Below are 22,824 nucleotides of genomic sequence, written 5' to 3' on the forward strand. Positions count from 1 at the left end.
TCTGTTGCCTACGCAGTATTCGCAGTTCTCATAACGACTGCACTTCACCCGGTCCGGGGTGGTCACCACACCGGACCGGGTTTTGTGCTGCCCTGCCTGCCTACTTGGCGTAGTCACCGATCAGGGCGGCGCCCGTCGTGTGCTCGCCGCGCTCGGTGATCTCGCCCGCGACCCATGCCTCCACGCCCCGGTCCGCGAGGGTGGCGAGCGCCGCGTCCGCCGACTCCTCGGGGACGATCGCGATCATGCCGACGCCCATGTTCAGCGTCTTCTCCAGCTCCAGGCGCTCGACCTGGCCGACCGAGCCGACCACGTCGAAGACCGCGCCCGGGGTCCACGTCTCGCGGTCGACGATCGCGTGCAGCCCGTCCGGGATCACCCGGGCGAGGTTCGCCGCGAGGCCGCCACCGGTGATGTGGCTGAAGGCGTGGACGTCCGTGGTGCGGGTGAGCGCCAGGCAGTCCAGGGAGTAGATCTTGGTGGGCTCCAGGAGCTCCTCGCCGAGCGTGCGGCCGAACTCCTCGACCCGGCGGTCCAGGGACCAGCCCGCGCGGTCGAAGACCACGTGCCGGACCAGCGAGTACCCGTTCGAGTGAAGACCCGACGCGGCCATGGCGATGACCGCGTCCCCCTTACGGATACGGTCCGGGCCGAGCAGGCGGTCGGCCTCGACCGCGCCGGTGCCCGCGCCCGCGACGTCGAAGTCGTCGGGGCCCAGCAGTCCGGGGTGCTCGGCCGTCTCGCCGCCGACCAGGGAGCAGCCCGCGAGGACACAGCCCTCGGCGATGCCCTTCACGATGGCGGCGACCCGCTCGGGGTGGACCTTGCCGACGCAGATGTAGTCGGTCATGAAGAGCGGCTCGGCGCCGCACACGACGATGTCGTCCATGACCATCGCGACGAGGTCGTGGCCGATGGTGTCGTAGACGCCCAGCTGCCGGGCGATGTCGACCTTCGTGCCGACGCCGTCGGTCGCGGAGGCGAGCAGCGGACGCTCGAAGCGCTTGAGCGCGGAGGCGTCGAAGAGCCCGGCGAAACCGCCGAGGCCGCCGAGGCCCGCGACCTCGGGGCGCTGGGTCTTCTTGACCCATTCCTTCATGAGCTCTACGGCGCGGTCGCCCGCTTCGATGTCGACGCCTGCGGAGGCATAGCTGGCACCAGTGGTCTCAGACATGGGTGTTGAGAGCTTTCGTGTCGTTTGTGCGGATGCCTACGGGCGACGGATCGCGTCGGCCGCGGCCGTGGACGCCGGGCCTGCGGCCAGCTCCGTCTCCAGGAGCTGCTTGCCGAGCAGCTCGGGGTCGGGCAGATCCATCGGGTACTCGCCGTCGAAGCAGGCGCGGCAGAGGTTCGGCTTGTCGATGGTCGTGGCCTCGATCATGCCGTCGATGGAGATGTAGGAGAGGGAGTCGGCGCCCATGGAGGTGGCGATCTCGTCGATCGTCATGCCGTTGGCGATGAGCTCCGCGCGGGTCGCGAAGTCGATGCCGAAGAAGCAGGGCCACTTCACGGGCGGCGAGGAGATCCGGATGTGGATCTCGGCTGCGCCGGCCTCGCGGAGCATCTTGACCAGGGCGCGCTGGGTGTTGCCGCGGACGATCGAGTCGTCGACGACGACCAGACGCTTGCCCTTGATGACTTCCTTGAGGGGGTTCAGCTTGAGGCGGATGCCGAGCTGGCGGATCGTCTGCGAGGGCTGGATGAAGGTCCGGCCCACGTAGGCGTTCTTGACCAGGCCCGCGCCGAAGGGGATGCCGGAGGCCTCCGCGTACCCGATCGCGGCGGGGGTGCCGGATTCGGGAGTCGCTATGACGAGGTCGGCCTCGACGGGGGCTTCCTTGGCCAGTTTCCGGCCCATCTCGACGCGCGAGAGGTAGACGTTCCGGCCGGCGATGTCCGTGTCGGGTCGCGCCAGATAGACGTACTCGAAGACACAGCCCTTGGGCTTCGCTTCTGCGAATCGGGACGTTCGCAGCCCGTTCTCGTCGATCGCCACGAACTCGCCGGGCTCGATCTCGCGGACGAAGCTGGCGCCGCAGATGTCGAGCGCCGCGGACTCCGAGGCGACGACCCAGCCGCGCTCCAGGCGGCCGAGGACCAGCGGGCGGATGCCCTGCGGGTCGCGGGCCGCGTACAGCGTGTGCTCGTCCATGAAGACGAGGGAGAAGGCGCCCTGGACGTCCGGGAGGACCCTCATGGCGGCGTCTTCGATGGTCAGCGGCTTGCCGTCGTCGTCCACCTGGCCCGCGAGGAGAGCCGTCACCAGGTCGGTGTCGTTGGTCGCTGCGACCTGCGTCGCGCGGCCGTTCTCCTTGGGCAGTTCGGCGACGAGCTCGGCGAGCTGGGCCGTATTGACGAGGTTGCCGTTGTGCCCGAGCGCGATGGAGCCGTGCGCGGTGGCACGGAACGTCGGCTGGGCGTTCTCCCATACGGAGGCCCCGGTGGTCGAGTAGCGGGCGTGACCGACCGCGATGTGACCCTGGAGCGAGCTGAGAGAGGTTTCGTCGAAGACCTGGGAAACGAGGCCCATGTCCTTGAAGACGAGGATCTGGGAGCCGTTGCTGACCGCGATTCCCGCGGATTCCTGGCCCCGATGCTGGAGGGCGTAGAGCCCGAAGTACGTGAGCTTTGCGACCTCTTCGCCCGGAGCCCAGACACCGAAGACGCCACAAGCGTCCTGGGGGCCTTTCTCGCCGGGGAGCAGATCGTGATTGAGTCGACCGTCACCACGTGGCACGGCACCGAGTGTAGGCGAGATCGACCACTGGTCCGAATTGGGGATACGGGCCCCGCACGGAGCGTGAGCACGGTGGCGGGGCGCGTCGGGAGTACGAAGCCCTTGTGAACAGGTGAGCGGGCGCGTTGACAGGGTCCCGTGCGCCCCGTGAAGCTCCTGGTCCATGCCCCCGCAGTCCCTCCGTGGCCTGAAGGTCACGCTTGTGGAGCGCCGCCACGTCGACCTGGTCCGTGTCGCGAGCGCGATCTGTCGCCGCGCTGCCTGAACCTCCCCCCTCCCTCTTTCCTTTCTTCCCTTCGGGTGCGTGCTGTCGCGCCGTGCCCGGTTCAGGAGCGCAGCCATGCCCTCGTACGACCGTTCCGCCCTGTCCCGACGCGCCTTCGGAGGCGCGGTGGGCGCCGGTGCCGCCGCCGCGGTGGGGCTGCCCGCCGCCGCCGAGGCCCGTGAGCGGCCCTTCCGCGCGGCCGCGCATCGGCGGGCCAAGCGGCCCAACATCCTCTTCGTCCTCGGCGACGACCTCGGCTGGGCCGACCTCTCCTCCTACGGATCGCCGCACATCAAGACCCCGAACCTGGACCGCCTGGCCCGCCAGGGAGTGCGCTTCACCGACGCCTACTCCGGGTCCGCGACCTGCTCGCCCACCCGCTTCAGCCTCTACACGGGGCGCTTTCCCGGGCGTACGGAGGGCGGGCTCGCGGAGCCGATCGCCGACAGGTCCGTGGGCCTCGAACCGACCCATCCGACGCTGGCCTCGCTGCTTCGGGACGCCGGGTACGCGACCGCGCTGATCGGCAAGTGGCACTGCGGCTACCTGCCGGACTACTCGCCGACGCGGTCGGGCTGGGACGAGTTCTTCGGGAACTTCGGCGGGGCCCTGGAGTACTACTCGAAGCTGGGTCTCGGCGGTGAGTACGACCTCTACGAAGGCGATGCCGAGTACAAGGACCTGCGCTACTACACGCGCATCCTCACCGAGCGGGCCGGTGAGTACATCCAGCGGGACCACGGGGACAAGCCGTGGCTGCTCAACCTGAACTTCACCACCCCGCACTGGCCCTGGATAGCCGACGGGGACGAGGAGGAGAGCGCCGAGATCGTACGGCGGATCAAGGCAGGTCAGAAGGGCGCGCTCTGGCACAAGGACGGCGGGTCCGTGGAGAAGTACACGGAGCTGGTGCAGGACCTGGACCGGTCCATCGGCGAAGTCCTGCGCGCGCTGCGCAAGTCCGGGCAGGAGCGGGACACGCTGGTGTTCTTCGCGTCCGACAACGGCGGCGAGCGCTTCTCGTACAACTGGCCGCTGTCCGGCAACAAGGGCTCGCTCAAGGAGGGCGGCATCCGGGTGCCGACCATCGTGCGGTGGCCCGCGCGGATCGACGGCGGGCAGGTCAGCCACGAGCCCGTGTTCACCCCGGACTGGACGGCGACGCTCCTGGAGATCGGCGGGGCCCGCCCCGGCCCCGCGCACCCGCTGGACGGCACCAGCCTGGCGCCCTACCTCCTCAAGGGCGAGGAGATCGCCGAGCGGGAGCTGTTCTGGCGGGTGCGGGGCGAGCGGGCGCTGCGGCGCGGCGACTGGAAGTACTACCGGGGCAAGGACGGCGCCGACCAGCTCTTCCACCTGACGGACGACCTGCGCGAGCAGGCCGACCGCGCGGTCGCCGAGCCCGAGCTGCTCGCCGGTCTCAAGGCGGCGTGGGAGCGGACGGACAAGGAGCTGCTGCCCTACCCCGCTACCTCTTCGCGGGACTCTTCTCGGGCTTCTTCTCGGGATTCTTCTGATCGGCACTCGCGCTGATCACCGTGCCGTCGGACGCGGTGAGCGTCAGCGCGTCCCGCTTCACCTCGTAGCGCGCCGTGCCGTCGAAGAGCTTGAGCAGCGCGCGCTCCGTCTTCATCGCGTCACCCGGGCAGAGCTTCCGGGTGGTCGCGGGGGCGTCGAAGGTGATGCCGCCGTCCTTGGCAGCGGCCTTGGCCGTGACGTCGTTGCAGCCGAGGTTGCCGCGCACCTTGCCGTCGTCGAAGGTGAGATGGACCTTGCCGGACAGCGCCTTCGGCAGGGAGGCGGCCATCTTGCCCTCGCCGATCGTGCGAACCGTCCACTTGGTGCCGGTGAGCGGGGTGTCGGGCTCGGCGGGTCCCGAGGTGAAGGTCACGTGGTCTCCCTTGGCGCTGGTGAGGGTCATCCGGTCGCCCTCGACCTTCGCGGTGAACTTCCCCTCGCCGAGGGCGCGCAGCAGGTTCTTCTCGAACGCCATGCGGTCCTCGTCGGCGCAGGCCCGCTTCGTCATCAGGGCCTTTCCGAAGTCCAGGGTGTCGCCGTCGACCGACACGTCGGAGCCCACGTGGTTGCAGCCGTAGCTGCCGCCGGCCCGGCCGTCCTTGCCGATCTTGAGATAGGCGTCGTCGGGGGCGGCGTGCTTCTTGCCGCCCAGGGTCAGGCTCTCGACGTTCCACCGGACGCCGGTGACGGACTGTCCGGTGTCCGCGGAACGGCCGCCGGAGCCGCCTTCTGAGCCGGCCCCGGACTCGGTGCCGCATGCGGTGAGCAGCAGCCCGGCGGAGGCCAGCGCGGTCAGGGTGAGGGTCAGACGCTGCGTGTGCATGGCAATGTGACGGGACAAGTGGGGGTGTCGGTTCCATCCGCCCCAGGTGCCGGGCCTGGCGGGGCTCAGCCCATGATCGGCAACAGGTCGGAGAGGTCCGCCCGTTCGCCGCTCGCGCTGACCTTCGCCGCGTCGAGCGCCGTCTTCCAGTCCGTACGCCCCGTCGCGAGGCGGATCCAGGTGAGCGGGTCGGTCTCGACGACGTTGGGCGGGGTGCCGCGCGTGTGCCGCGGGCCCTCCACGCACTGCACGACCGCGTACGGCGGCACGCGCACCTCGGTGGATGCCCCGGGGGCCTTCACCGCGAGCGCGTCGGCGAGCAGTCGGGTGCAGGCGGCCACGCACTGGCGGTCGTACGGGACGTCCAGGCCCGGCACCGCATCGTTCAAGTCGTCGGTGTGGACGGTGAGTTCGACGGTGCGGGTGACCAGGAAGTCGCCGAGGGTCATGGCGCCGAAGCGGGACGGGACCAGACGGCTGTCCGGGGCGGCGGCCAGCGACTCCTCGATGCCGGTGAGCGTGCGCGTGAACAGCTCGTCGAGCTCCGTGCCCGCGTTCTCCGCGATCTCCCTGGTGTCCACGTCGACCTGCGCCGCGGCGGTGACAGTGGCGAACGGCCAGTCCATGAGGGGGACTTCGTGCGTCGCCGGTTCCGGCAGGCCCAGGTAGCGGTGGACGGTGCCGAGCACCATCGCGAGGTGGGCGGAGAGTTCGTGGACGGTCCAGTCCCCGAGCCGCGTCGGCCGGGCCAGCTGCTCGGGCGTGAGCGTGGCGACCGCTTCCCGTACGGCGCCGAACTGCGCGAGCACGGCGGTGCGGATCTTGGCGGAGTCGTACGAGCGCGTGCGCTTCTTGGCCGGGGGCATGGGGCCGAGCCTAAACGTTCGCCGGATAGCCCTGTAGGCCCTTTTCCACCAGGTCGAAGGCGCGTCCCGCGAGCGCGGCGCAGTCGTCCGCCATGTCATCGGCCGAGTCGCCCGCGACCAGGCGGCGGTGGTTCTCCAGGATCACCGCGTCCCGCGCCGCGACGAGCTGATGTGCGGCGATGCCCGCCATCAGCCGGTCGCCCGTCTCCTCGGCGAGCACATCGGCGAGCAGCTCGATGCCGCGCAACTGGAAGAACATCGCGCGGCGCGCCAACGCGGGGGTGTCGCTGAGGAGTTGGCGCAGCTGGAGCAGGCGCGGGTCGTCGGAGAGGCCGATCGAGGGGTCGCGCTCGGCGACCTTGGCCAGAAACTGGCGGCGGATCGCGTCGACCGCGGACTCGCCGGGCTCGCGGTGGCGCACGGCGTCGGCGGCGTCCCCGACGTGCTCCTCCATGGGGCCGAGGAGCACGTCCTCCTTGGTGCCGAAGTAGTTGAACACCGTCATCTTGGAGACGTCGGCGGCCGCGGCGATCTCCGCGACGGACACCTTGTCGAAGCCGCGCTCCACGAAGAGGTCGAGCGCGGTCCGCCAGATCCGCGTCGCGGTCTGCCGCTTCTTGCGCTCGCGCAGCCCCATGGGTTCCTCAGCCATGGTCGCACTGTACCAGGATGAATTTTAGACTCAGACTACTTTTTCATCGAGTCCGGCCGTGAAGACCTCGCCGTTCGCGGGCACGCCGACCCCGCGCCAGCGGAAGGGCACGCCTCGCGCGGTGTCCAGGTCGGGGCCGTCCATCAGCTGGAAGTGCACGTGCGGCTCGGTGGAGTTGCCGGAGTTGCCGCACTCGCCGAGCACCTGACCGGCGAGGACCTTGTCACCGGCGCGGACCTTGAGTGAGCCCCGCCGCACATGCGCGTACGCCGCGTACGTCCCCTCGCCCAGGTCGAGGATGACGTGGTTGCCGACGACGCGGCGGTTCCCGCCGAGGGACCTGCCGACGCCCTCGATCAGCCAGAAGTACAGGACCCCCGCGAGGGAGCTGCGGCTGAGGTGATCGCGCTGGCCGTCCTCGGCGTGCACGACGGTGGCGTCGGCCACCGCGAACAGCGGCGCCCCGAAGGCGGGGTACGCCTCGCCGCGCCGGGCCACGGGCCAGAACCACACGGGCACGGGGCGGGCGGGCCCCTCCTCCGGCTCGGCCGTGATGTCGATGGCGTAGGTCTGTCCGAGGTGGTGCGTGCCGTGGCTCGGCACCTTGTCGGCGGGGCTGTTGAGGGCGGACCAGCGCCCGGCCACCGGAGGCTCGATCTCGACCGGTACCGGCGCCTCCGACTCCACCCTTCGCCGGGCGGAGCGGGACATCGTCACGCTGATGGCGATCGCGCCGAGCGCGGGCAGCCAGCCGAGCCAGTAGTTGTACGGCAGGTCCACGAAGGTCCCGCCGACGGCCTGGGCAAAGAAGATCAGCCACAGCACGCGCTGGACGACAGCGGCGATCTTGCGTTGTCCCACGGACATGTTTTCCCCCTCGTGCGAAAAGCGGTCAGGTCACGGGGCGTGCGGCCGTGAGCACCACGAGCAGCGGCACCACCCGCCCGGCGGGCACCTCGTACTGGCCGCGCCCCGCGACGTGCAGCCAGCCCGCGCCGGTCAGTTGGCGCAGGTGGTGGTAGATCTGGCCGGTCGTGCCGACGCCTTCGAGCGCGGCGAGGTCGGCCGCCGTGCGCAGCCCGCCGAGGATCTCCCGCAGCAGCCTGAGGCGCACGGGATTGCCGAGCGCGGCGAACGAGTCGGCCGTCTCGGACCAGTCGCCGTCGAACAGGGTCTCGGTCAACTGCCCGTACTGCCACTCGTACCGATGCCCGGTCGGGACGCGCACCGCGCCGGTGAACAGGACGGCGCCGTCCGCGTCGTCGGACACCGGGTGGCGGGCCTTCAGCGCGTCGAGGGCCCAGAAGTCGCCGTCCCCCACGGCGGGCGCGGCAGGACCCGCGCTCTCCAGCTCCGCCATGCGCCGTTCCAGCTCGGCGACGCGCTCTTCCAGATCCATGACGCCAAGATTACGTAGTTACGTAATTACGTGCAAGCCCGAACTCCCGCGAACCGTCCCCCGGAAACGCCGAAGCCCCCGCCCGGACCAGGTCCGAACGGGGGCTTCAGGAAGGACGGATCAGGCGAAGAGCCCGGGAATCGTCTCCTCGTGGGCCGTACGCAGCTCGCTCAGCGGCAGCGTGAACTCGCCCTGCACGTCGAGCGCCTCGCCGTCGACCACACCGACGCGCGTGACGGGCAGACCCCGCGCCCCGCACATGTCGGTGAAGCGCAGCTCCTCGCTGCGCGGCACGGAGACGACCGCGCGCCCCGCCGACTCGGAGAAGAGGAAGGTGAACGCGTCCAGACCGTCGGGCACGACGAGCCTGGCGCCCTTCCCGCCGCGCAGGCAGGACTCGGTGACGGCCTGCACGAGGCCGCCGTCCGACAGGTCGTGCGCGGCGTCGATCATGCCGTCGCGCGAGGCCGAGATGAGGATCTCGGCGAGCAGCTTCTCGCGCGCCAGGTCGACCTTGGGCGGCAGGCCGCCGAGGTGCCCGTGGACCACCTGCGACCAGGCCGAACCGCCGAACTCCTCGCGGGTGTCGCCGAGCAGGTAGAGGAGCTGGCCCTCTTCCTCGAAGGCGATCGGCGTACGGCGCGCGACGTCGTCGATCACACCGAGGACGGCGACGACCGGCGTCGGGTGGATCGCCGCCTCGCCCGTCTGGTTGTAGAGCGAGACGTTGCCGCCGGTGACCGGGGTGCCCAGCTCCAGGCAGCCGTCCGCGAGACCGCGGATGGCCTCGGCGAACTGCCACATGACGTCCGGGTCCTCGGGCGAACCGAAGTTCAGGCAGTCCGAGATCGCGAGGGGCTTGGCGCCGGACGCGGCCACGTTGCGGTACGACTCGGCGAGCGCGAGCTGCGCGCCCGTGTACGGGTCGAGCTTCGCGAACCGGCCGTTGCCGTCGGTGGCGATGGCGACGCCGAGGCCCGTCTCCTCGTTGATCCGGATCATCCCGGAGTCCTCGGGCTGGGCCAGCACGGTGTTGCCCTGCACGAAGCGGTCGTACTGGTCGGTGACCCAGGACTTGGCGGCCTGGTTCGGCGCGGCGACCAGCTTGAGGACCTGCTCGCGCAGCTCGGCCGCGTTCGCCGGGCGGGCCAGCTTGTTCGCGTCGTCGGCCTGAAGGGCGTCCTGCCAGGACGGACGGGCGTAGGGGCGCTCGTAGACCGGGCCGTCGTGCGCGACCGTGCGCGGGTCGACGTCGACGATCTGCTCGCCGTGCCAGAAGATCTCCAGGCGGTCGCCGTCGGTGACCTCGCCGACGACGGTGGCGATGACGTCCCACTTCTCGCAGATCGCGAGGAAGCGCTCGACCTTCTCGGGCTCGACCACGGCGCACATGCGTTCCTGCGACTCACTCATGAGGATCTCCTCAGGGGTGAGCGTGGAGTCGCGCAGCGGCACGTCGTCGAGCTCGACGCGCATGCCGCCCGAGCCGTTGGACGCGAGCTCGGAGGTCGCGCAGGAGAGTCCGGCGGCGCCCAGGTCCTGGATGCCGACGACGAGCTTCTCGGCGAAGGCCTCCAGGGTGCACTCGATGAGGAGCTTCTCCTGGAAGGGGTCGCCGACCTGCACGGCGGGGCGCTTCGACGGCTTGCTGTCGTCGAAGGTCTCGGAGGCCAGGATCGAGGCGCCGCCGATGCCGTCGCCGCCCGTGCGGGCGCCGTAGAGGATGACCTTGTTGCCGGGGCCCGACGCCTTCGCGAGGTGGATGTCCTCGTGCCGCATCACGCCGATGGCACCGGCGTTGACCAGCGGGTTGCCCTGGTAGCAGGCGTCGAAGACGAGCTCGCCGCCGATGTTGGGCAGGCCCAGGCAGTTGCCGTAGCCGCCGATGCCCGCGACGACGCCGGGGAGCACGCGCTTGGTGTCGGGGTGGTGCGCGTCGCCCATCCGCAGCGGGTCCACGACCGCGACCGGGCGGGCGCCCATCGCGATGATGTCGCGGACGATGCCGCCGACGCCGGTGGCCGCGCCCTGGTAGGGCTCCACGTAGGAGGGGTGGTTGTGCGACTCGACCTTGAAGGTGACCGCGTAGCCCTGGCCGACGTCGACCACACCGGCGTTCTCGCCGATGCCGACGAGCATCGCGTCGTTCTCGGGGACCTTCTCGCCGAACTGCTTCAGGTGGACCTTGCTGCTCTTGTACGAGCAGTGCTCGGACCACATGACGGAGTACATGGCGAGCTCGGCGCCGGTCGGGCGGCGGCCGAGGATCTCGCGGACGCGCGCGTACTCGTCCTCCTTCAGGCCCAGTTCGGCCCAGGGGAGCTTGACGTCGGGCGTCTCGGCCGCGTGCTTGACGGTGTCCAGAGTCATGCGTTGACCAGCTTCTTCAGGATCGAGGTGAAGAATCCGAGGCCGTCGGTGCGGCCGGTCCCGACCAGCGGCTCCACGGCGTGCTCGGGGTGCGGCATGAGGCCGACGACGTTGCCCGCCTCGTTGGTGATGCCCGCGATGTCACGGAGCGAGCCGTTGGGGTTCATGTCCAGGTAGCGGAAGGCGACGCGGCCCTCGGCCTCCAGCATGTCCAGGGTCCGCTCGTCGGCGGTGTACTGCCCGTCGATGTTCTTGAGCGGGACGGAGATCTCCTGCCCCGCCGTGTAGTCGGCGGTCCAGGCGGTCTCCGCGTTCTCGACGCGCAGCTTCTGGTCGCGGCAGATGAAGTGCAGGTGGTTGTTGCGCAGCATCGCGCCGGGCAGCAGGTGCGTCTCGGTGAGCACCTGGAAGCCGTTGCAGATGCCGAGGACCGGCATTCCGGCCTTCGCCTGCTCGATGACGGACTCCATCACCGGGGAGAAACGCGAGATGGCGCCGGCCCGCAGATAGTCGCCGTAGGAGAAACCACCGGGCAGCACCACGGCGTCGACCTGCTTGAGGTCCTTGTCCTTGTGCCAGAGCGGCACGGCTTCGGCGCCCGCGACCCGCACGGCGCGCTGGGTGTCGCGGTCGTCGAGCGTTCCCGGGAAAGTGACGACTCCAATTCGGGCAGTCACTTCGCGGCCCCCGCCACCTTCTCGGATCCTTCGGCGTCTTCGACCTTTACGACGAAGTCCTCGATCACCGTGTTGGCGAGGAAGGTTTCCGCCAACTCGTGGATACGGGCGAGGGCGGCCTCGTCGACGGGCCCGTCCACCTCGAGCTCGAAGCGCTTTCCCTGACGTACGTCGGAGATGCCCTGGAAACCGAGGCGCGGCAGTGCACGCTGCACCGCCTGGCCCTGGGGGTCGAGGATCTCCGGCTTGAGCATGACGTCGACTACGACGCGTGCCACTGGCACTCCCGGTGTGTGGTGCTGGCGTGTGCTGCTTGCATGGTGCTGAGCAGGTTCCTTCAGACTACCGGCACAAAATTTCTACTCGCGTAGATTCGTAGAAACCTACGTGATGACGGTCACGTTCCGGTGCCCGGACAGGTTTCGAACAGGACACCTTCACCAAGAATCCAGGAAAAGATCACGGATCAACATTGCGGCCTGACACGCGGAGATATTCGGCCGGGCTTCACAATGCAATGCCGGGCACTGTACAAAGGAAATGGCAATAGTCGATACTTTGCCTCTAAACAGCCGGACAGTCGGCATCGCCGCACGTCAACGCGGTGGGGCCGCACGAAGGGACCGATATTCGTGGCGCAGCGTGTCGTAGTCACTGTCTTTGACGACATCGACGGCGGGGAAGCGGCGGAAACGGTCGCCTTCGGTCTTGACGGCAAGTCGTACGAGATCGACCTCAATCAAACCAATGCCAAGAAACTGCGCACGGCACTTGCCCCGTACCTGGAGGCGGCCCGCAAGCAGTCGAAGTCGGGGAAGGTGTTCCGGCACACGGCCGTGACCCCCGACCCCTCCGCGGTCCGCGCCTGGGCCCGCTCGCACCAGATGGACGTGCCGCCCCGCGGCCGCATCCCGAAGAAGGTCTACGAGGCCTTCGAGGCCGCCAACTGACCTCGCGCTCCACGCGGTCCCGGGCCCCTCGCGGCAACCGACTTGCGTTGCACCCCTCCTGGTCAGCTAAAGTCTGGAGCACGCCGAGGGGCAAGGCCGAAAGGCCGGACCTCACGGAGTCTTGCGGGTGTAGTTCAGTAGTAGAACATCCCCCTTCCAGGGGGAAGGCGCAGTGTGCAATCCCTGTCACCCGCTCTGCATCGCCTACGGACCAGTCCTCTGGTTGCGGTAGGCTGGTGCCCGCGCCGATCGATGAGAGTCGATCGGAGGCAATGCGAACGTAGCTCAGTTGGTAGAGCGCAACCTTGCCAAGGTTGAGGTCGCGAGTTCGAACCTCGTCGTTCGCTCCACATGAGAGGCCCCGGTCGATTCGACCGGGGCCTTCTTCGTGCCCGCGTTCGTGCCCGCGCCGCTTCTGACATTTGTCATGAGGGCCGATGACAGCGCGCACTGCTCGGGCCCCGCCGGCCGGGGGACGCTGACGTCATGACTGACCAAGTGATCGACGTGACCGATCTGCGGCGCGTGTACGGGGGCGGTTTCGAGGCGGTACGAGGGATTTCCTTCTCCGTGGGACGGGGTGAGCTCTTCGCGCTGCTCGGCACCAACGGCGCGGGCAAGACGTCCACCGTCGAGCTCCTCGAAGGGCTCGCGGCACCGGCCGCGGGGCGGGTGCGGGTGCTCGGGCACGACCCGTACACCGAACGCACCGAGGTGCGGCCGCGCATCGGCGTCATGCTCCAGGAGGGCGGATTTCCCGCCGAGTTGACGGTGGCGGAGACCGCGCGGATGTGGGCGGGCTGCACCAGCGGCGCCCGGCCCGTCGACGAGGCCCTGGAGATCGTCGGGATCGCCAAGCGCTCCGGCGTCCGCGTGAAGCAGCTCTCCGGCGGCGAGAAGCGCCGCCTGGACCTCGCCATGGCGCTCCTGGGACGGCCCGATGTGCTCTTCCTCGACGAGCCCACCACCGGACTCGACGCCGAAGGACGGCGCGAGACCTGGGACCTGGTCCGGCAACTGCGCGACAACGGCACCACCGTGCTGCTCACCACGCACTACCTCGAAGAGGCCGAGGGGCTCGCCGAGCGGCTGGCCATCCTGCACGAGGGCCGCATCGCCGCCGAGGGGCGCGTCGCCGACGTGGTCGCCTCGCAGCCCTCGCACATCTCCTTCGACCTGCCCGACGGGTACTTCGTCGGCGACCTGCCGCCGCTCGCCGAGCTCGGTGTCAGCGGGCACGAGACGGTCGGGCGCCGCGTCCGGCTGCGCACGGACGAACTGCAACGGGCCGCCACGGGGCTGCTGTTGTGGGCCCGCGACGCACGCGTCGAGCTGGGCTCCCTGGACGTACGGGCGGCCACGCTGGAGGAGGCGTTCCTGCGGATCGCCAAGGAAGCGCAGCGCGGAGAGACCGCGGGGCCCCAGGGGCACCGCACCGAGAAGGAGATGGCGGTATGAGCACGGTGGCCACGACCACGACCCCGATGCGGCGGATGGGGGCGCTCGCCCGCGCCGAGCTGACCCTGCTCGGGCGGAGCAAGGGGACGCTGTTCGCGGCACTGTTCGTGCCGTTCGTCATCCCGCTCAGCATGAAGCAGGCCGCCGAAGGCATGGACCTCGAGGGCACCGGGCTCTCCGTCGGCACCGTCGTGCTGCCGAGCGCCCTCGGCTTCTCGCTGCTCTTCGCCGTGTACTCGGCGCTGACCGCCGTCTACGCGGCCCGGCGCGAGGAGCTCGTGCTCAAGCGGCTGCGCACCGGCGAACTGCGCGACCACGAGATCCTGATGGGCGCCGCGCTGCCGTCCGTCGTCATCGGGATCGTGCAGTCCCTGGTCCTCGTCGTGGGCTGCGTGGCCCTCCTGGACGCGGGGGCGCCGAACGCGCCCCACCTCGTCGTCCTCGGCATCGCCGCGGGTCTGGTGATGTTCGCGGCCCTCGCGGCCGTCACCGGAAGCTTCGCGCGGTCCGTGGAGTCCGCACAGGTCCTCGCCCTGCCGATGATCTTCGTGTCGATGCTCGGCTCCGGGCTCTTCGTCCCGTTCGAGGTCATGCCCGACAAGCTCGCCGCGGCCTGCGAGCTGCTCCCGCTCTCGTCCGTCATCGAGCTGGTCCGCGGCGGCTGGGCGGGGCACCTCTCCGGCGGGGACGTGCTCGCCGCCGTCGCCACCGCGGTGGTCTGGACCCTGCTCTCGGTGTTTGCTGTACGACGGTGGTTCCGCTGGGAACCGCGGCACTGAGGGAGGGGTAGGGGTGCTGATCGGCCGGATGCGGGCCTGGCAGCGTGGCTGGCACGGCCGCACCAAGATCGAGAAGGTCGAGTTCCAGAGCATGGCCGTGTGGCACGCCATGCCGTGGATCTTCTTCCTCAGCTGGAACTCGGTGCCGCTCGCACTGAGCCTGCGGCACGAGACCGGCGCGCAGGTGCTCGGCTGGTCGCTGATCGCCGTGGCCGCCGCGCAGTGCGTGCACGCCAACCGCACGGTCCGGCGGTCGGTCGACCACTATCTGCACCGGGCTCCGCTGCCGCGCCGCGACCTCGCGGTGACGTGCGCGCTCCTGGCCGTGGCCCTCGGGCTCGCCCTCGCCCTCCAGGCGATCGACGGCGTCAAGGACGGCATGATGGGGCTCACGGTCCTGTATGTCGTGATTCCGCTCGGCCAGTCGCTCGCCTTCGCCGTCACCATCCGGGCCTTCCTCGCCCGCTTCGTGCTCCTCGCCGCCGGGATCGTGGGCGCCTTCGCCGCCGTGGGGGCGCGCGGCGGCCAGCTCGTCGCGTTCGGCGTCCTCGTGGGACTCGCCGGCCTTATGACGCTGCTCTCCTCGCGCTGCGGCGCCTGGACGCTCTCCGTCATGTGGGAGGTCGACCGGGCCCGCGAGGTCGAGGCGCGGCTCGCGGTCGCCGAGGAGCGGCTGCGGTTCGGCCGCGACATGCACGACGTGATGGGCCGCAACCTCGCGGTCATCGCGCTCAAGAGCGAGCTCGCGGTGCAGCTCGCCCGGCGCGGGCGGCCCGAGGCCGTCGACCAGATGGTCGAGGTGCAGCGGATCGCGCAGGAGTCGCAGCGAGAGGTACGGGAACTGGTGCGGGGCTACCGGGATGTGGAACTCGGAGTGGAACTCATCGGCGCGCAGGGCGTGTTGGAGGCGGCAGGGATCACCTGCCGGGTGACGGGCTCGGCTGCGGGACTGCCCGCTCCCGTGCAGTCGGCCCTCGGCTGGGTGGTCCGGGAGGCGGCGACGAACGTGCTGCGGCACGGCGACGCGGGGAACTGCGAGATCACGCTCGCGGTGACGCGGGAGCGTACGACGCTGGTCGTCGAGAACGACGGGGTGCCCGAGGTGTCCGTGCCCGGCACCGGGTCCGGGCTCGCCGGGCTCAGGGAGCGGCTCGCGGCGGTCGACGGGACCCTGGACTTCACGTGCGAAGGCGGGCGGTTCCGGCTCAGCGCCGAGGTGCCGCTGTCCCGCGCGGAGGCCGGCAGCCCCCGCGAGAAGGAGGTGCTGCGGTGAGCCTGCGCGTCCTGCTCGCCGACGACGAGCATCTGATCAGGGGCGCGCTCGCCGCCCTGCTCGCCCTGGAGGACGACCTCGTGGTCGTCGCCGAGGCGGCGACCGGGCCCGAGGCGCTCGCCATGGCGCGGGCGCACCGGCCCGACGTCGCGGTGCTCGATCTGGAGATGCCGGGCGCCGACGGTGTGAGGGTGGCCACATCGCTGCGCGACGAACTCCCCGAGTGCCGGACCATGATCGTGACGAGTCACGGCAGACCGGGACATCTCAAGAGGGCCCTCGCGGTGGGCGTGCGCGGCTTCGTGCCGAAGACCGTGAGCGCCCAGAAGCTCGCCGAGATCATCCGCTCCGTACACGCAGGAAACCGTTACGTGGACCCGGAGTTGGCGGCCGACGCGATCTCCGCGGGAGACTCGCCGCTGACCGCGAGGGAGGCCGAGGTGCTCGAACTCGCCGCCGACGGCGCGCCCGTCGCGGAGATCGCCGAACGCGCCGCGCTCTCCCAGGGGACCGTCCGCAACTACCTCTCGTCGGCGGCCACCAAGGTCGGTGCCGAGAACCGTCATGCGGCAGTGCGTCTCGCACGCGAGCGAGGTTGGGTATAGTAGGCGTCGCGCTTCGGCGCAGTGCGGACGTAGCTCAGTTGGTAGAGCGCAACCTTGCCAAGGTTGAGGTCGCCAGTTCGAACCTGGTCGTCCGCTCCAGATGAAAGGCCCCGGTCCAGTGGACCGGGGCCTTCTTCGTGTGCCGCCCTACCAAGCGGTGCCGGTCAGGCGCTCGTACGCCTCGATGTACTTGGCGCGGGTGGCGTCCACCACGTCCTGCGGCAGCGCGGGCGGCGGCTGCTCGCTCCTGCGGTCCCAGCCCGACGCGGGCGAGGTCAGCCAGTTCCGCACGAACTGCTTGTCGTAGGAGGGCTGGGCGTGGCCCGGCTCCCACAGGTCGGCGGGCCAGAAGCGGGAGGAGTCCGGGGTCAGCACCTCGTCGGCGAGGATCAGGTGCTCGCCCTCGAAGCCGAACTCGAACTTCGTGTCCGCGAGGATCAGGCCGCGCTCGCGCGCGATGTCCAGCGCCCTGCCGTAGACGGCGAGGGTCGTCTGGCGCAGCTGGGCGGCGGTCTCCGCGCCGACCTGGCGGGCGACCTCCTCGTACGCCACGTTCTCGTCGTGCTCGCCGACGGCGGCCTTCGCGGCGGGCGTGAAGATCGGCGCGGGCAGCTCGGAGCCGTCGACCAGGCCCTCGGGGAGCGCGAGACCGCAGACCGTGCGGGACTCGTTGTACTCCAGGAGGCCGGATCCCGTGAGGTAGCCGCGGGCCACGCACTCGACGGGGACCATCTTGAGCGACTTGCAGACCAGGGTGCGGCCCGCCCAGTCGGCGGGGGCGCCCTCGGGCAGGTCCGTGGAGATCACGTGGTTCGGGACGAGGTCGGCGAGCTGGTCGAACCACCACAGGGAGAGCTGGGTCAGGACACGGCCCTTGTCGGGGATCTCCGAGGGCAGCACCCAGTCATAGGCGGACAAGCGGTCGCTGGCGACCATGACGAGCTCGCCCGCCTCGTTCTGGTACAGCTCGCGCACCTTGCCGGTGTGGAGGTGGACCAGGCCCGGAACCTCAAGGGGTTCGGGCTTTTCTACGAATCCGGACACGGTTCCTCCCCGTGGTTCTGGCCAAGTGCTGTCGATTCTCCCGTATCGGGAGTGTGGTCTTGGCCAGGGGTTGGGCGGAGCGGGCTGGGGCGGGGACGGCGGAAGGATCAGTCCCGCTTGCAGATGCGGTCAAGGAGGTTGGCCGTGGCCCGCTGGACGCGGGTGTCCACGTGACCGGGGCGGTCGAGCGCCGGTGACCAGGCGAAGGTGCCCGACGCGAAGACCAGCGCGCCCGAGGGGGCGCGGTAGAGCGAGGACTCCTGGTGGCGCGTCGCACCCTCCGTGTCCGTGTACGGGGAGTGGGCGAGCAGGATGCGGCCCTGGTGCTCGGGGAGCGGCGTGCGCGGGAAGTAGCGGTCGGCCTCGCCCGCGACCAGGCCCTCGATCTCATCGCCCTCGTGCGCCCCTGTCGCCTCCCACAGCCAGTGGTCGGCGTTGCGGACGACGAGGGGGTGCGGCTCGGGGACCCGGCCCGCGTACTGGATGCCGAGCAGCTGCTGCTCCGCCCTGTCCTGCTCGCGCCAGAGGGCGGGGCGGCCGGGTCCTCGGCGCTTGCGGCAGGTGAGCAGCCGGTCCTCGACGCCGGACGGGGAGGGGCCCAACTCCACCTGCCAGTACATGGTGTTGGCGGAGAGGAAGACGAGGGACGTGCCGTGCTCGCGGGCCAGCTCCGTGGTGCGGCGCATGCTCGGCGACCAGTACTCGTCGTGTCCGGGGAAGACCAGGCCCCGGTAGCGCGTGGGGTCGATGCGGCCCGCGTGCAGGTCGCGGGCGTCGGCGTACGCCAGGTCGTAGCCGTAGCGCTCGGCCCAGCGGATGAAGTCGTAGGCGTGGCCCACGTGCAGGGGGAGGCCCGCGCCCGCGTACGGCCGGTCGAAGGAGACCGTGACGGCCGCCTCGCCCTCGCCGACGAGACCGCCCCGCTCGTCCCACGCGTGGTAGAGGCTGGCGCCCGTGCGGCCGTCCTCCGGGTAGAGGTTGTACGCCTGCCAGGTCACGTCCGGCAGGAGCAGCAGGAGGTCGGCGGGGTGGCTGTCGCGGACCGTGAAGGGGACGTGCGAGCGGTACCCGTCGGCGGTCGTGAGCACGGCCACGTACGCCCCGATGTTCCAGTAACTCGGGATCTGCAGGCGCCAGGAGAGCCACCAGTGGTGACAGGAGACCGTGCGGTCGGCGGTGAGCGGGGCGGGCTGGACGATGCCGGAGAGCCGGGGGCTCGTGGTGATCTTGCTGGCGCCGTCCCCCGCGTAGTGCCCGATCCGGTAGATGTCGACGCTGAACTGCTGGGGCGGGTCCACCGTGACGTGGAAGTCGATCGCCTCGCCGGGGGCGGCGGCGCCGGTGGAGGTGAAGCCCTTGATCTGGCAGTGCACGTCGTCCGCGGTGCGCGGGCCTCCGGTGCGGGGGGCCGGGATGTTCGCGCCCGGGGCCGGGGCGTGGTCGATGTACCAGGGAACGACTTTTCCGGTGTCGTCGAAGTAGTGCTCGGGTCCGCGCAGCCAGGGCAGCGGGCCCTGGCCGAAAGGGTCCGACACGGCATGCGCGAGTGCGCCCGATTCCCAGCGGCGGATCGGCTCCGACCCCATGTGTCTGCCCCTCCCTCGCGCCCCCCGAGACGACGTCGCCCCTACCGCGCACGGCCCGGCGACCGGTCCCAGCACATCACATTACGCACGCATCCCGTCACCGTTCGTCGCGAATTGACGTGAACGGAACGGAAGCTTCCGCACGGGGTGGCGCGGGGGGTGGCGTTCGCCTGCGGTTTCTCTCTGGAGGAGGGCTGGCGCTGCGCGGAATTGGGGGTGGGATCGGGGTGGGGCTCAGGGGGGTGGGTGGGGCTTTTGGGCGGGCTCCGGGTGGAGCGGTGTGGCTCGTCAGACCAGTCGCACCGGCTTCTCCGGGCGGACGCCCAGGCGGGTCAGCCAGTCCCGCAGGGGCAGCGGGTCGCCGTCCTCGACGAGGCTCAGGACGCGCGGCGCGAGATCCGCCGCGCGCTCGCCGCCGACCAGCAGGGAGGGACCGTCGAGCCAGTCGAGGCCGGGTGCGGCGTCCGCGGTGTCGACGGCAGCGCAGCACACCATCGCCGTGACGTGGTCGGCCAGCAACTCACGCCCCGTACGCGGTGGTTGCAGGGGGAAGAGCGGGAGCGCGCCGTCGTCCCAGAGCGCCTCGTCGGGGCCGAGGCTCGCGGGCGCGGGGCGGGGCGGCGCCGCGGCCTCCTCGCGGGCGAGCTCGGCGGTGAGGCCCGCGGCCAGCATCCCGCCTCGGCTGTCCGTGTCGGCCTCGTCGTCCGTCTCCTCGGGGAAGAGCGATCCGGCGTGCTCCGGGGCCTCGCCGTCCCGGACGACGATCCGCGCCTCCGGGCCCTCCGGGTCGGCCGTCGTGAGGTGGTCGAGGACACGGCCGAGGGTCGGGCCTTCGGGGTCGGGCGCCGTCGGGTCGGCGGAGTGGCTGACGCCGAGGGCGTCCAGGACGCGGTGCAGCCGGGCGGCGTCCATGCGCCACTTGCGGTCCACGACCTCGTCCGGATACTCCTGCCAGGCCACCGGCGCCCAGTCCGGGCCGTTCTCCGCGGGGCCGCCGTGGAAGAGCCTGGCGGCGAGCAGCGAGGCCGCCTCGTCCACGGAACCCGGCTCCTCCAGGAGGTCACAGGCGGGCCGCTCCCCCAGCCGCGAGGCGAAGCCCTCGGCGAGGCGGTCCCTGCGGGAGAGCTCGGTGAGCGCGGAGACCACGCCCGCGTCGAGCCGCGAGGGCCAGCGGCCCATGCGCCAGGCGGGCAGCGCGACCCTGGTGAGCAGGCGGTCCCATCCGGCGTACGCGAGGCCGACCTGCTCCTGGGCGACGATCCGCACTCCGTAGTCCACGGTCTGGGCGCGCTCGGCGGCCGCCGCGGCGACGCCCCGCTCCATCTCGGCCGCGTGCCCCCGGCAGCTGCGCAGGAGCAGGCGCGCGACCCAGCCGATGCCGCCGAGCACCACGCGCGCCAGGGGACCGCGCCCCGGGGCCGACGCGACCGCGACGGCCGCGTCGAGGCCCCGTACGAAGCGCCGGGCCGCCGCTATGTCGGGGTGCGCGGAGGGTCCCGTGCCCGCCACGACGGGTGCGAGGACCGCGCGCAGCTCGCCGACCCGCATCCACCACAGGAACGGGGAGCCGATGACGAGCACGGGTGCGGAGGTGGTCCCCCGGTGCGCCGCGCCACCGCCTCGTACGCCGTCGGCGGCCTCGTCGGCGCCCGTGGCAGGGCCCTTGGCGCCCCGGTTCGCGGGCGGCCCGTGGGCCGGGTGGGTGCGGTCCTCCAGCCAGCTGTCGCAGTCCGGGGTGAGCGCTATGGCCGAGGGCGCGGGCACGTCGAGGCGGTCGGCGAGGTCGCGGACCAGGCGGTACAGATCGGGGGCCGACTCCTCGGCGATCGGGACCGTGGGGCTCAGGGCGGGCCTGGCCCTGGCCACGACGAGCGCGACGGCCGCCGCGCAGAGCAGCACGACGACGGCCACGGCCGACACGACCCAGCGCACGACGTCCCAACTCCCGCCGCCGACGTGGCCCGTGACCCCGCCCGCGATGAGCACGACGGCGACGGCCGCGGGCAGCAGGGCGACGGCCAGCGCCCTGCTGCGCAGACGCAGCACGGCGAGAGCCCGCGAGCGCGCGGCCTGCGCACCCACCTCCACACCCATGACTGACACGACCGATGGCACCCCCTGCTGCCTACTCCTCGGCCACCGGCCGGGGCCGGTGGCACACATCAATGGCGTTGGTGTTGCTCACTCCCCCACTGTGGCACCCGCCACCGACATCGCAATGCCGGTGGTCTGTTTGGCTCTGGGCGCTCTGAACTGCTTGCGCCGCACCCTAGTTGGGGTGCGGGGACCCGTCAGCCGGATGGGCCACCGGTCACTCGATGGAATGGCTTTGGCTAAAGGTGGCTGCCGAAAAAGCCCCGGATCCAGTGTCAGATCCGGGGCTTCACCGAGCGTGAGATTGGCTGGAAGTTACTCCCCAGTCGCGTTCCCGGCGGCCTGCCCCGCCTCCGGAGACTCCTCCGCGGCCGCCTTCGCCGCGATGTCCGTGCGGTGCTGCCCGCCGTCGAGGCGGATGCGGGAGAGCGCCGCGTACGCGCGCTCACGGGCCTCGCCGAGCCCGGTGCCGACCGCCGTCACGGAGAGCACCCGGCCGCCCGCGCTGACGACCGCGTCGCCGTCGCGCTTCGTCCCCGCGTGCAGGACGTACGCATGGGGCGCGTCCTTCGCCGCGACGTCGCCGAGGCCCTCGATGGGGTCGCCCGTACGAGGCGTACCGGGGTAGTTGTGCGAGGCGACGACCACGGTCACCGCCGCGTCGTCGCTCCAGCGCAGCGGGGGCAGGTCGGCGAGCGTGCCCTCCGCGGCCGCCAGCAGGACACCGGCGAGCGGGGTCCGCAGCCGGGCGAGGACGACCTGGGTCTCGGGGTCGCCGAACCGGGCGTTGAACTCGATGACCCGGACGCCGCGGCTCGTGATCGCCAGACCGGCGTAGAGCAGTCCGGAGAACGGCGTCCCGCGCCGCCGCAGCTCGTCGACGGTGGGCTGCAGGACCGTCCGCATGACCTCGTCGACCAGCTTCGGGTCGGCCCAGGGCAGCGGCGAGTACGCGCCCATGCCGCCGGTGTTGGGGCCCTCGTCGCCGTCGAGCGCGCGCTTGAAGTCCTGGGCGGGCTGCAGCGGTACGACGGTCTCGCCGTCGGTGATCGCGAAGAGGGAGACCTCGGGGCCGTCGAGGAACTCCTCGATGACGACGCGGTCGCAGGCCAGCGCGTGCTCCCTGGCGGCCTCGACGTCATCGGTGACGACGACTCCCTTGCCCGCGGCGAGCCCGTCGTCCTTGACGACGTACGGCGCTCCGAAGGCGTCGAGGGCGGCGTCGATCTCCTCCGGGGTCGTGCAGACGTAGGACCGGGCGGTCGGCACGCTCGCGCCCGCCATCACGTCCTTCGCGAAGGCCTTGGAGCCCTCTAGCCGGGCGGCCTCCTCGGAGGGACCGAAGCAGGGGATGCCCGCGGCGCGCACGGCGTCGGCGACGCCCGCGACGAGCGGCGCCTCCGGACCCACGACGACGAGCCCGGCACCGAGTTTCTTGGCGAGCGCGGCCACGGCGGCGCCGTCGAGGGCATCGACCTGGTGCGCCTCGGCGACCTCTGCGGTGCCGGCGTTGCCGGGGGCGCAGTGCAGCTCGGAGACGGCGGGGTCGAGGGACAGAGAGCGGCACAGGGCGTGTTCGCGGGCACCACTGCCGATGACGAGGACCTTCACGGTGGTCAGCCTAGCCGGGGTGCGGTGTTGGCTTTGTACGGGCTGCCAGGTCTGGCCCCTGGGCCTGTTGTACGTTCCTCCGAGTCCCTCGGCGACGGAGTGGACGACAAGCCGCCG

21 protein-coding genes and 3 tRNA genes are annotated in these 22,824 nt (G+C 71.1%); 10 read left to right on the top strand and 14 right to left on the bottom strand.

Translation table 11 applies throughout. The annotated features are described in order from the left end of the window. Positions 1–100 precede the first annotated feature (100 nt). Positions 101–1,174 carry a phosphoribosylformylglycinamidine cyclo-ligase gene (purM, locus tag KY5_RS19680; RefSeq protein WP_098243484.1) on the bottom strand — a complete coding sequence of 358 codons (1,074 nt, stop codon included), beginning with the start codon at positions 1,172–1,174 and terminating at the stop codon, positions 101–103. Between the two features lie 36 nt (positions 1,175–1,210). Next, on the bottom strand, positions 1,211–2,737 hold the full coding sequence (purF, locus tag KY5_RS19685; protein ID WP_098243485.1) for an amidophosphoribosyltransferase: 1,527 nt from the start codon (positions 2,735–2,737) through the stop codon (positions 1,211–1,213). A gap of 163 nt (positions 2,738–2,900) precedes the next feature. Between purF and KY5_RS43245 the strand changes: the two genes are divergently transcribed. Together KY5_RS43245 and KY5_RS19690 are read left to right on the top strand one after the other, a co-directional pair. Beyond that, positions 2,901–3,002: a putative leader peptide gene (locus KY5_RS43245; RefSeq protein ID WP_418952799.1), complete on the top strand. Its 102-nt coding sequence runs from the start codon at positions 2,901–2,903 to the stop codon at positions 3,000–3,002. Positions 3,003–3,077: 75 nt separating this feature from the next. Continuing rightward, positions 3,078–4,535, top strand: coding sequence for a sulfatase (locus KY5_RS19690; protein ID WP_098243486.1), 1,458 nt, complete (start codon positions 3,078–3,080; stop codon positions 4,533–4,535). On the opposite strand, the gene KY5_RS19695 is transcribed toward KY5_RS19690, so the two are convergent. The 8 genes from KY5_RS19695 to purS form a co-directional block, all read right to left on the bottom strand. Next, complete coding sequence (locus KY5_RS19695) at positions 4,471–5,343, bottom strand: META domain-containing protein (RefSeq protein ID WP_098243487.1); 873 nt, start codon at positions 5,341–5,343, stop codon at positions 4,471–4,473. The genes KY5_RS19690 and KY5_RS19695 overlap by 65 nt on opposite strands. 65 nt (positions 5,344–5,408) lie before the next feature. Next, the gene (locus tag KY5_RS19700; protein ID WP_098243488.1) at positions 5,409–6,209 is read right to left on the bottom strand and encodes a maleylpyruvate isomerase family mycothiol-dependent enzyme; all 801 of its coding nucleotides are present in this window, start codon (positions 6,207–6,209) and stop codon (positions 5,409–5,411) included. Between the two features lie 10 nt (positions 6,210–6,219). After that, on the bottom strand, positions 6,220–6,861 hold the full coding sequence (locus KY5_RS19705) for a TetR/AcrR family transcriptional regulator (RefSeq protein ID WP_098243489.1): 642 nt from the start codon (positions 6,859–6,861) through the stop codon (positions 6,220–6,222). Between the two features lie 30 nt (positions 6,862–6,891). Continuing rightward, entirely contained in the window at positions 6,892–7,728 is an 837-nt protein-coding gene (locus KY5_RS19710; RefSeq protein ID WP_098243490.1) for a M23 family metallopeptidase, read from the bottom strand. A 25-nt stretch (positions 7,729–7,753) separates the two neighbouring features. Then, positions 7,754–8,260, bottom strand: a complete 507-nt coding sequence (locus KY5_RS19715) for an ArsR/SmtB family transcription factor (protein ID WP_098243491.1) — start codon at positions 8,258–8,260, stop codon at positions 7,754–7,756. A gap of 120 nt (positions 8,261–8,380) precedes the next feature. Beyond that, a complete protein-coding gene (purL, locus tag KY5_RS19720; protein ID WP_098243492.1) occupies positions 8,381–10,630 on the bottom strand; it encodes a phosphoribosylformylglycinamidine synthase subunit PurL in 2,250 nt (749 codons plus the stop codon). Beyond that, positions 10,627–11,307, bottom strand: coding sequence for a phosphoribosylformylglycinamidine synthase subunit PurQ (gene purQ / locus KY5_RS19725; protein ID WP_098243493.1), 681 nt, complete (start codon positions 11,305–11,307; stop codon positions 10,627–10,629). Before purQ ends, purL begins: the two co-directional genes overlap by 4 nt. Continuing rightward, positions 11,304–11,585, bottom strand: a complete 282-nt coding sequence (gene purS / locus KY5_RS19730; RefSeq protein WP_098243494.1) for a phosphoribosylformylglycinamidine synthase subunit PurS — start codon at positions 11,583–11,585, stop codon at positions 11,304–11,306. Before purS ends, purQ begins: the two co-directional genes overlap by 4 nt. 354 nt (positions 11,586–11,939) lie before the next feature. Here purS and KY5_RS19735 point away from each other — a divergent pair, with 354 nt between their 5' ends. The 8 genes from KY5_RS19735 (at position 11,940) to KY5_RS19770 (ending at position 16,471) form a co-directional block, all read left to right on the top strand. Beyond that, the gene (locus KY5_RS19735) at positions 11,940–12,257 is read left to right on the top strand and encodes a histone-like nucleoid-structuring protein Lsr2 (protein WP_098243495.1); all 318 of its coding nucleotides are present in this window, start codon (positions 11,940–11,942) and stop codon (positions 12,255–12,257) included. Positions 12,258–12,380: 123 nt separating this feature from the next. Next, positions 12,381–12,452: transfer RNA gene (locus KY5_RS19740), tRNA-Gly, on the top strand. Positions 12,453–12,531: 79 nt separating this feature from the next. Further along, positions 12,532–12,607: transfer RNA gene (locus KY5_RS19745), tRNA-Gly, on the top strand. Between the two features lie 136 nt (positions 12,608–12,743). Then, positions 12,744–13,715, top strand: coding sequence for an ABC transporter ATP-binding protein (locus tag KY5_RS19750; protein ID WP_098243496.1), 972 nt, complete (start codon positions 12,744–12,746; stop codon positions 13,713–13,715). Further along, a complete protein-coding gene (locus KY5_RS19755) occupies positions 13,712–14,494 on the top strand; it encodes an ABC transporter permease (RefSeq protein WP_098243497.1) in 783 nt (260 codons plus the stop codon). Before KY5_RS19750 ends, KY5_RS19755 begins: the two co-directional genes overlap by 4 nt. Before the next feature lie 13 nt (positions 14,495–14,507). Then, a complete protein-coding gene (locus tag KY5_RS19760) occupies positions 14,508–15,767 on the top strand; it encodes a sensor histidine kinase (protein ID WP_098243498.1) in 1,260 nt (419 codons plus the stop codon). Further along, the gene (locus tag KY5_RS19765; RefSeq protein WP_098243499.1) at positions 15,764–16,372 is read left to right on the top strand and encodes a response regulator transcription factor; all 609 of its coding nucleotides are present in this window, start codon (positions 15,764–15,766) and stop codon (positions 16,370–16,372) included. Before KY5_RS19760 ends, KY5_RS19765 begins: the two co-directional genes overlap by 4 nt. 23 nt (positions 16,373–16,395) lie before the next feature. Further along, positions 16,396–16,471, top strand: a tRNA-Gly gene (locus tag KY5_RS19770). Between the two features lie 48 nt (positions 16,472–16,519). Here the strand turns inward: KY5_RS19770 and KY5_RS19775 are convergent. The 4 genes from KY5_RS19775 to purD all read right to left on the bottom strand — a co-directional run bounded on the left by KY5_RS19775 (position 16,520) and on the right by purD (position 22,707). Continuing rightward, the gene (locus KY5_RS19775; RefSeq protein WP_098243500.1) at positions 16,520–17,416 is read right to left on the bottom strand and encodes a phosphoribosylaminoimidazolesuccinocarboxamide synthase; all 897 of its coding nucleotides are present in this window, start codon (positions 17,414–17,416) and stop codon (positions 16,520–16,522) included. Positions 17,417–17,523: 107 nt separating this feature from the next. Further along, on the bottom strand, positions 17,524–19,002 hold the full coding sequence (locus KY5_RS19780) for a N,N-dimethylformamidase beta subunit family domain-containing protein (protein ID WP_098243501.1): 1,479 nt from the start codon (positions 19,000–19,002) through the stop codon (positions 17,524–17,526). Between the two features lie 288 nt (positions 19,003–19,290). Next, positions 19,291–21,096 (bottom strand): hypothetical protein, encoded by a 1,806-nt coding sequence (locus tag KY5_RS19785; protein WP_098243502.1) that lies wholly within the window; start codon positions 21,094–21,096, stop codon positions 19,291–19,293. Between the two features lie 315 nt (positions 21,097–21,411). Further along, entirely contained in the window at positions 21,412–22,707 is a 1,296-nt protein-coding gene (purD, locus tag KY5_RS19790; protein ID WP_098243503.1) for a phosphoribosylamine--glycine ligase, read from the bottom strand. Positions 22,708–22,824 lie beyond the last annotated feature (117 nt).

Source organism: Streptomyces formicae, from assembly GCF_002556545.1.
Lineage (GTDB): Bacteria > Actinomycetota > Actinomycetes > Streptomycetales > Streptomycetaceae > Streptomyces > Streptomyces formicae_A.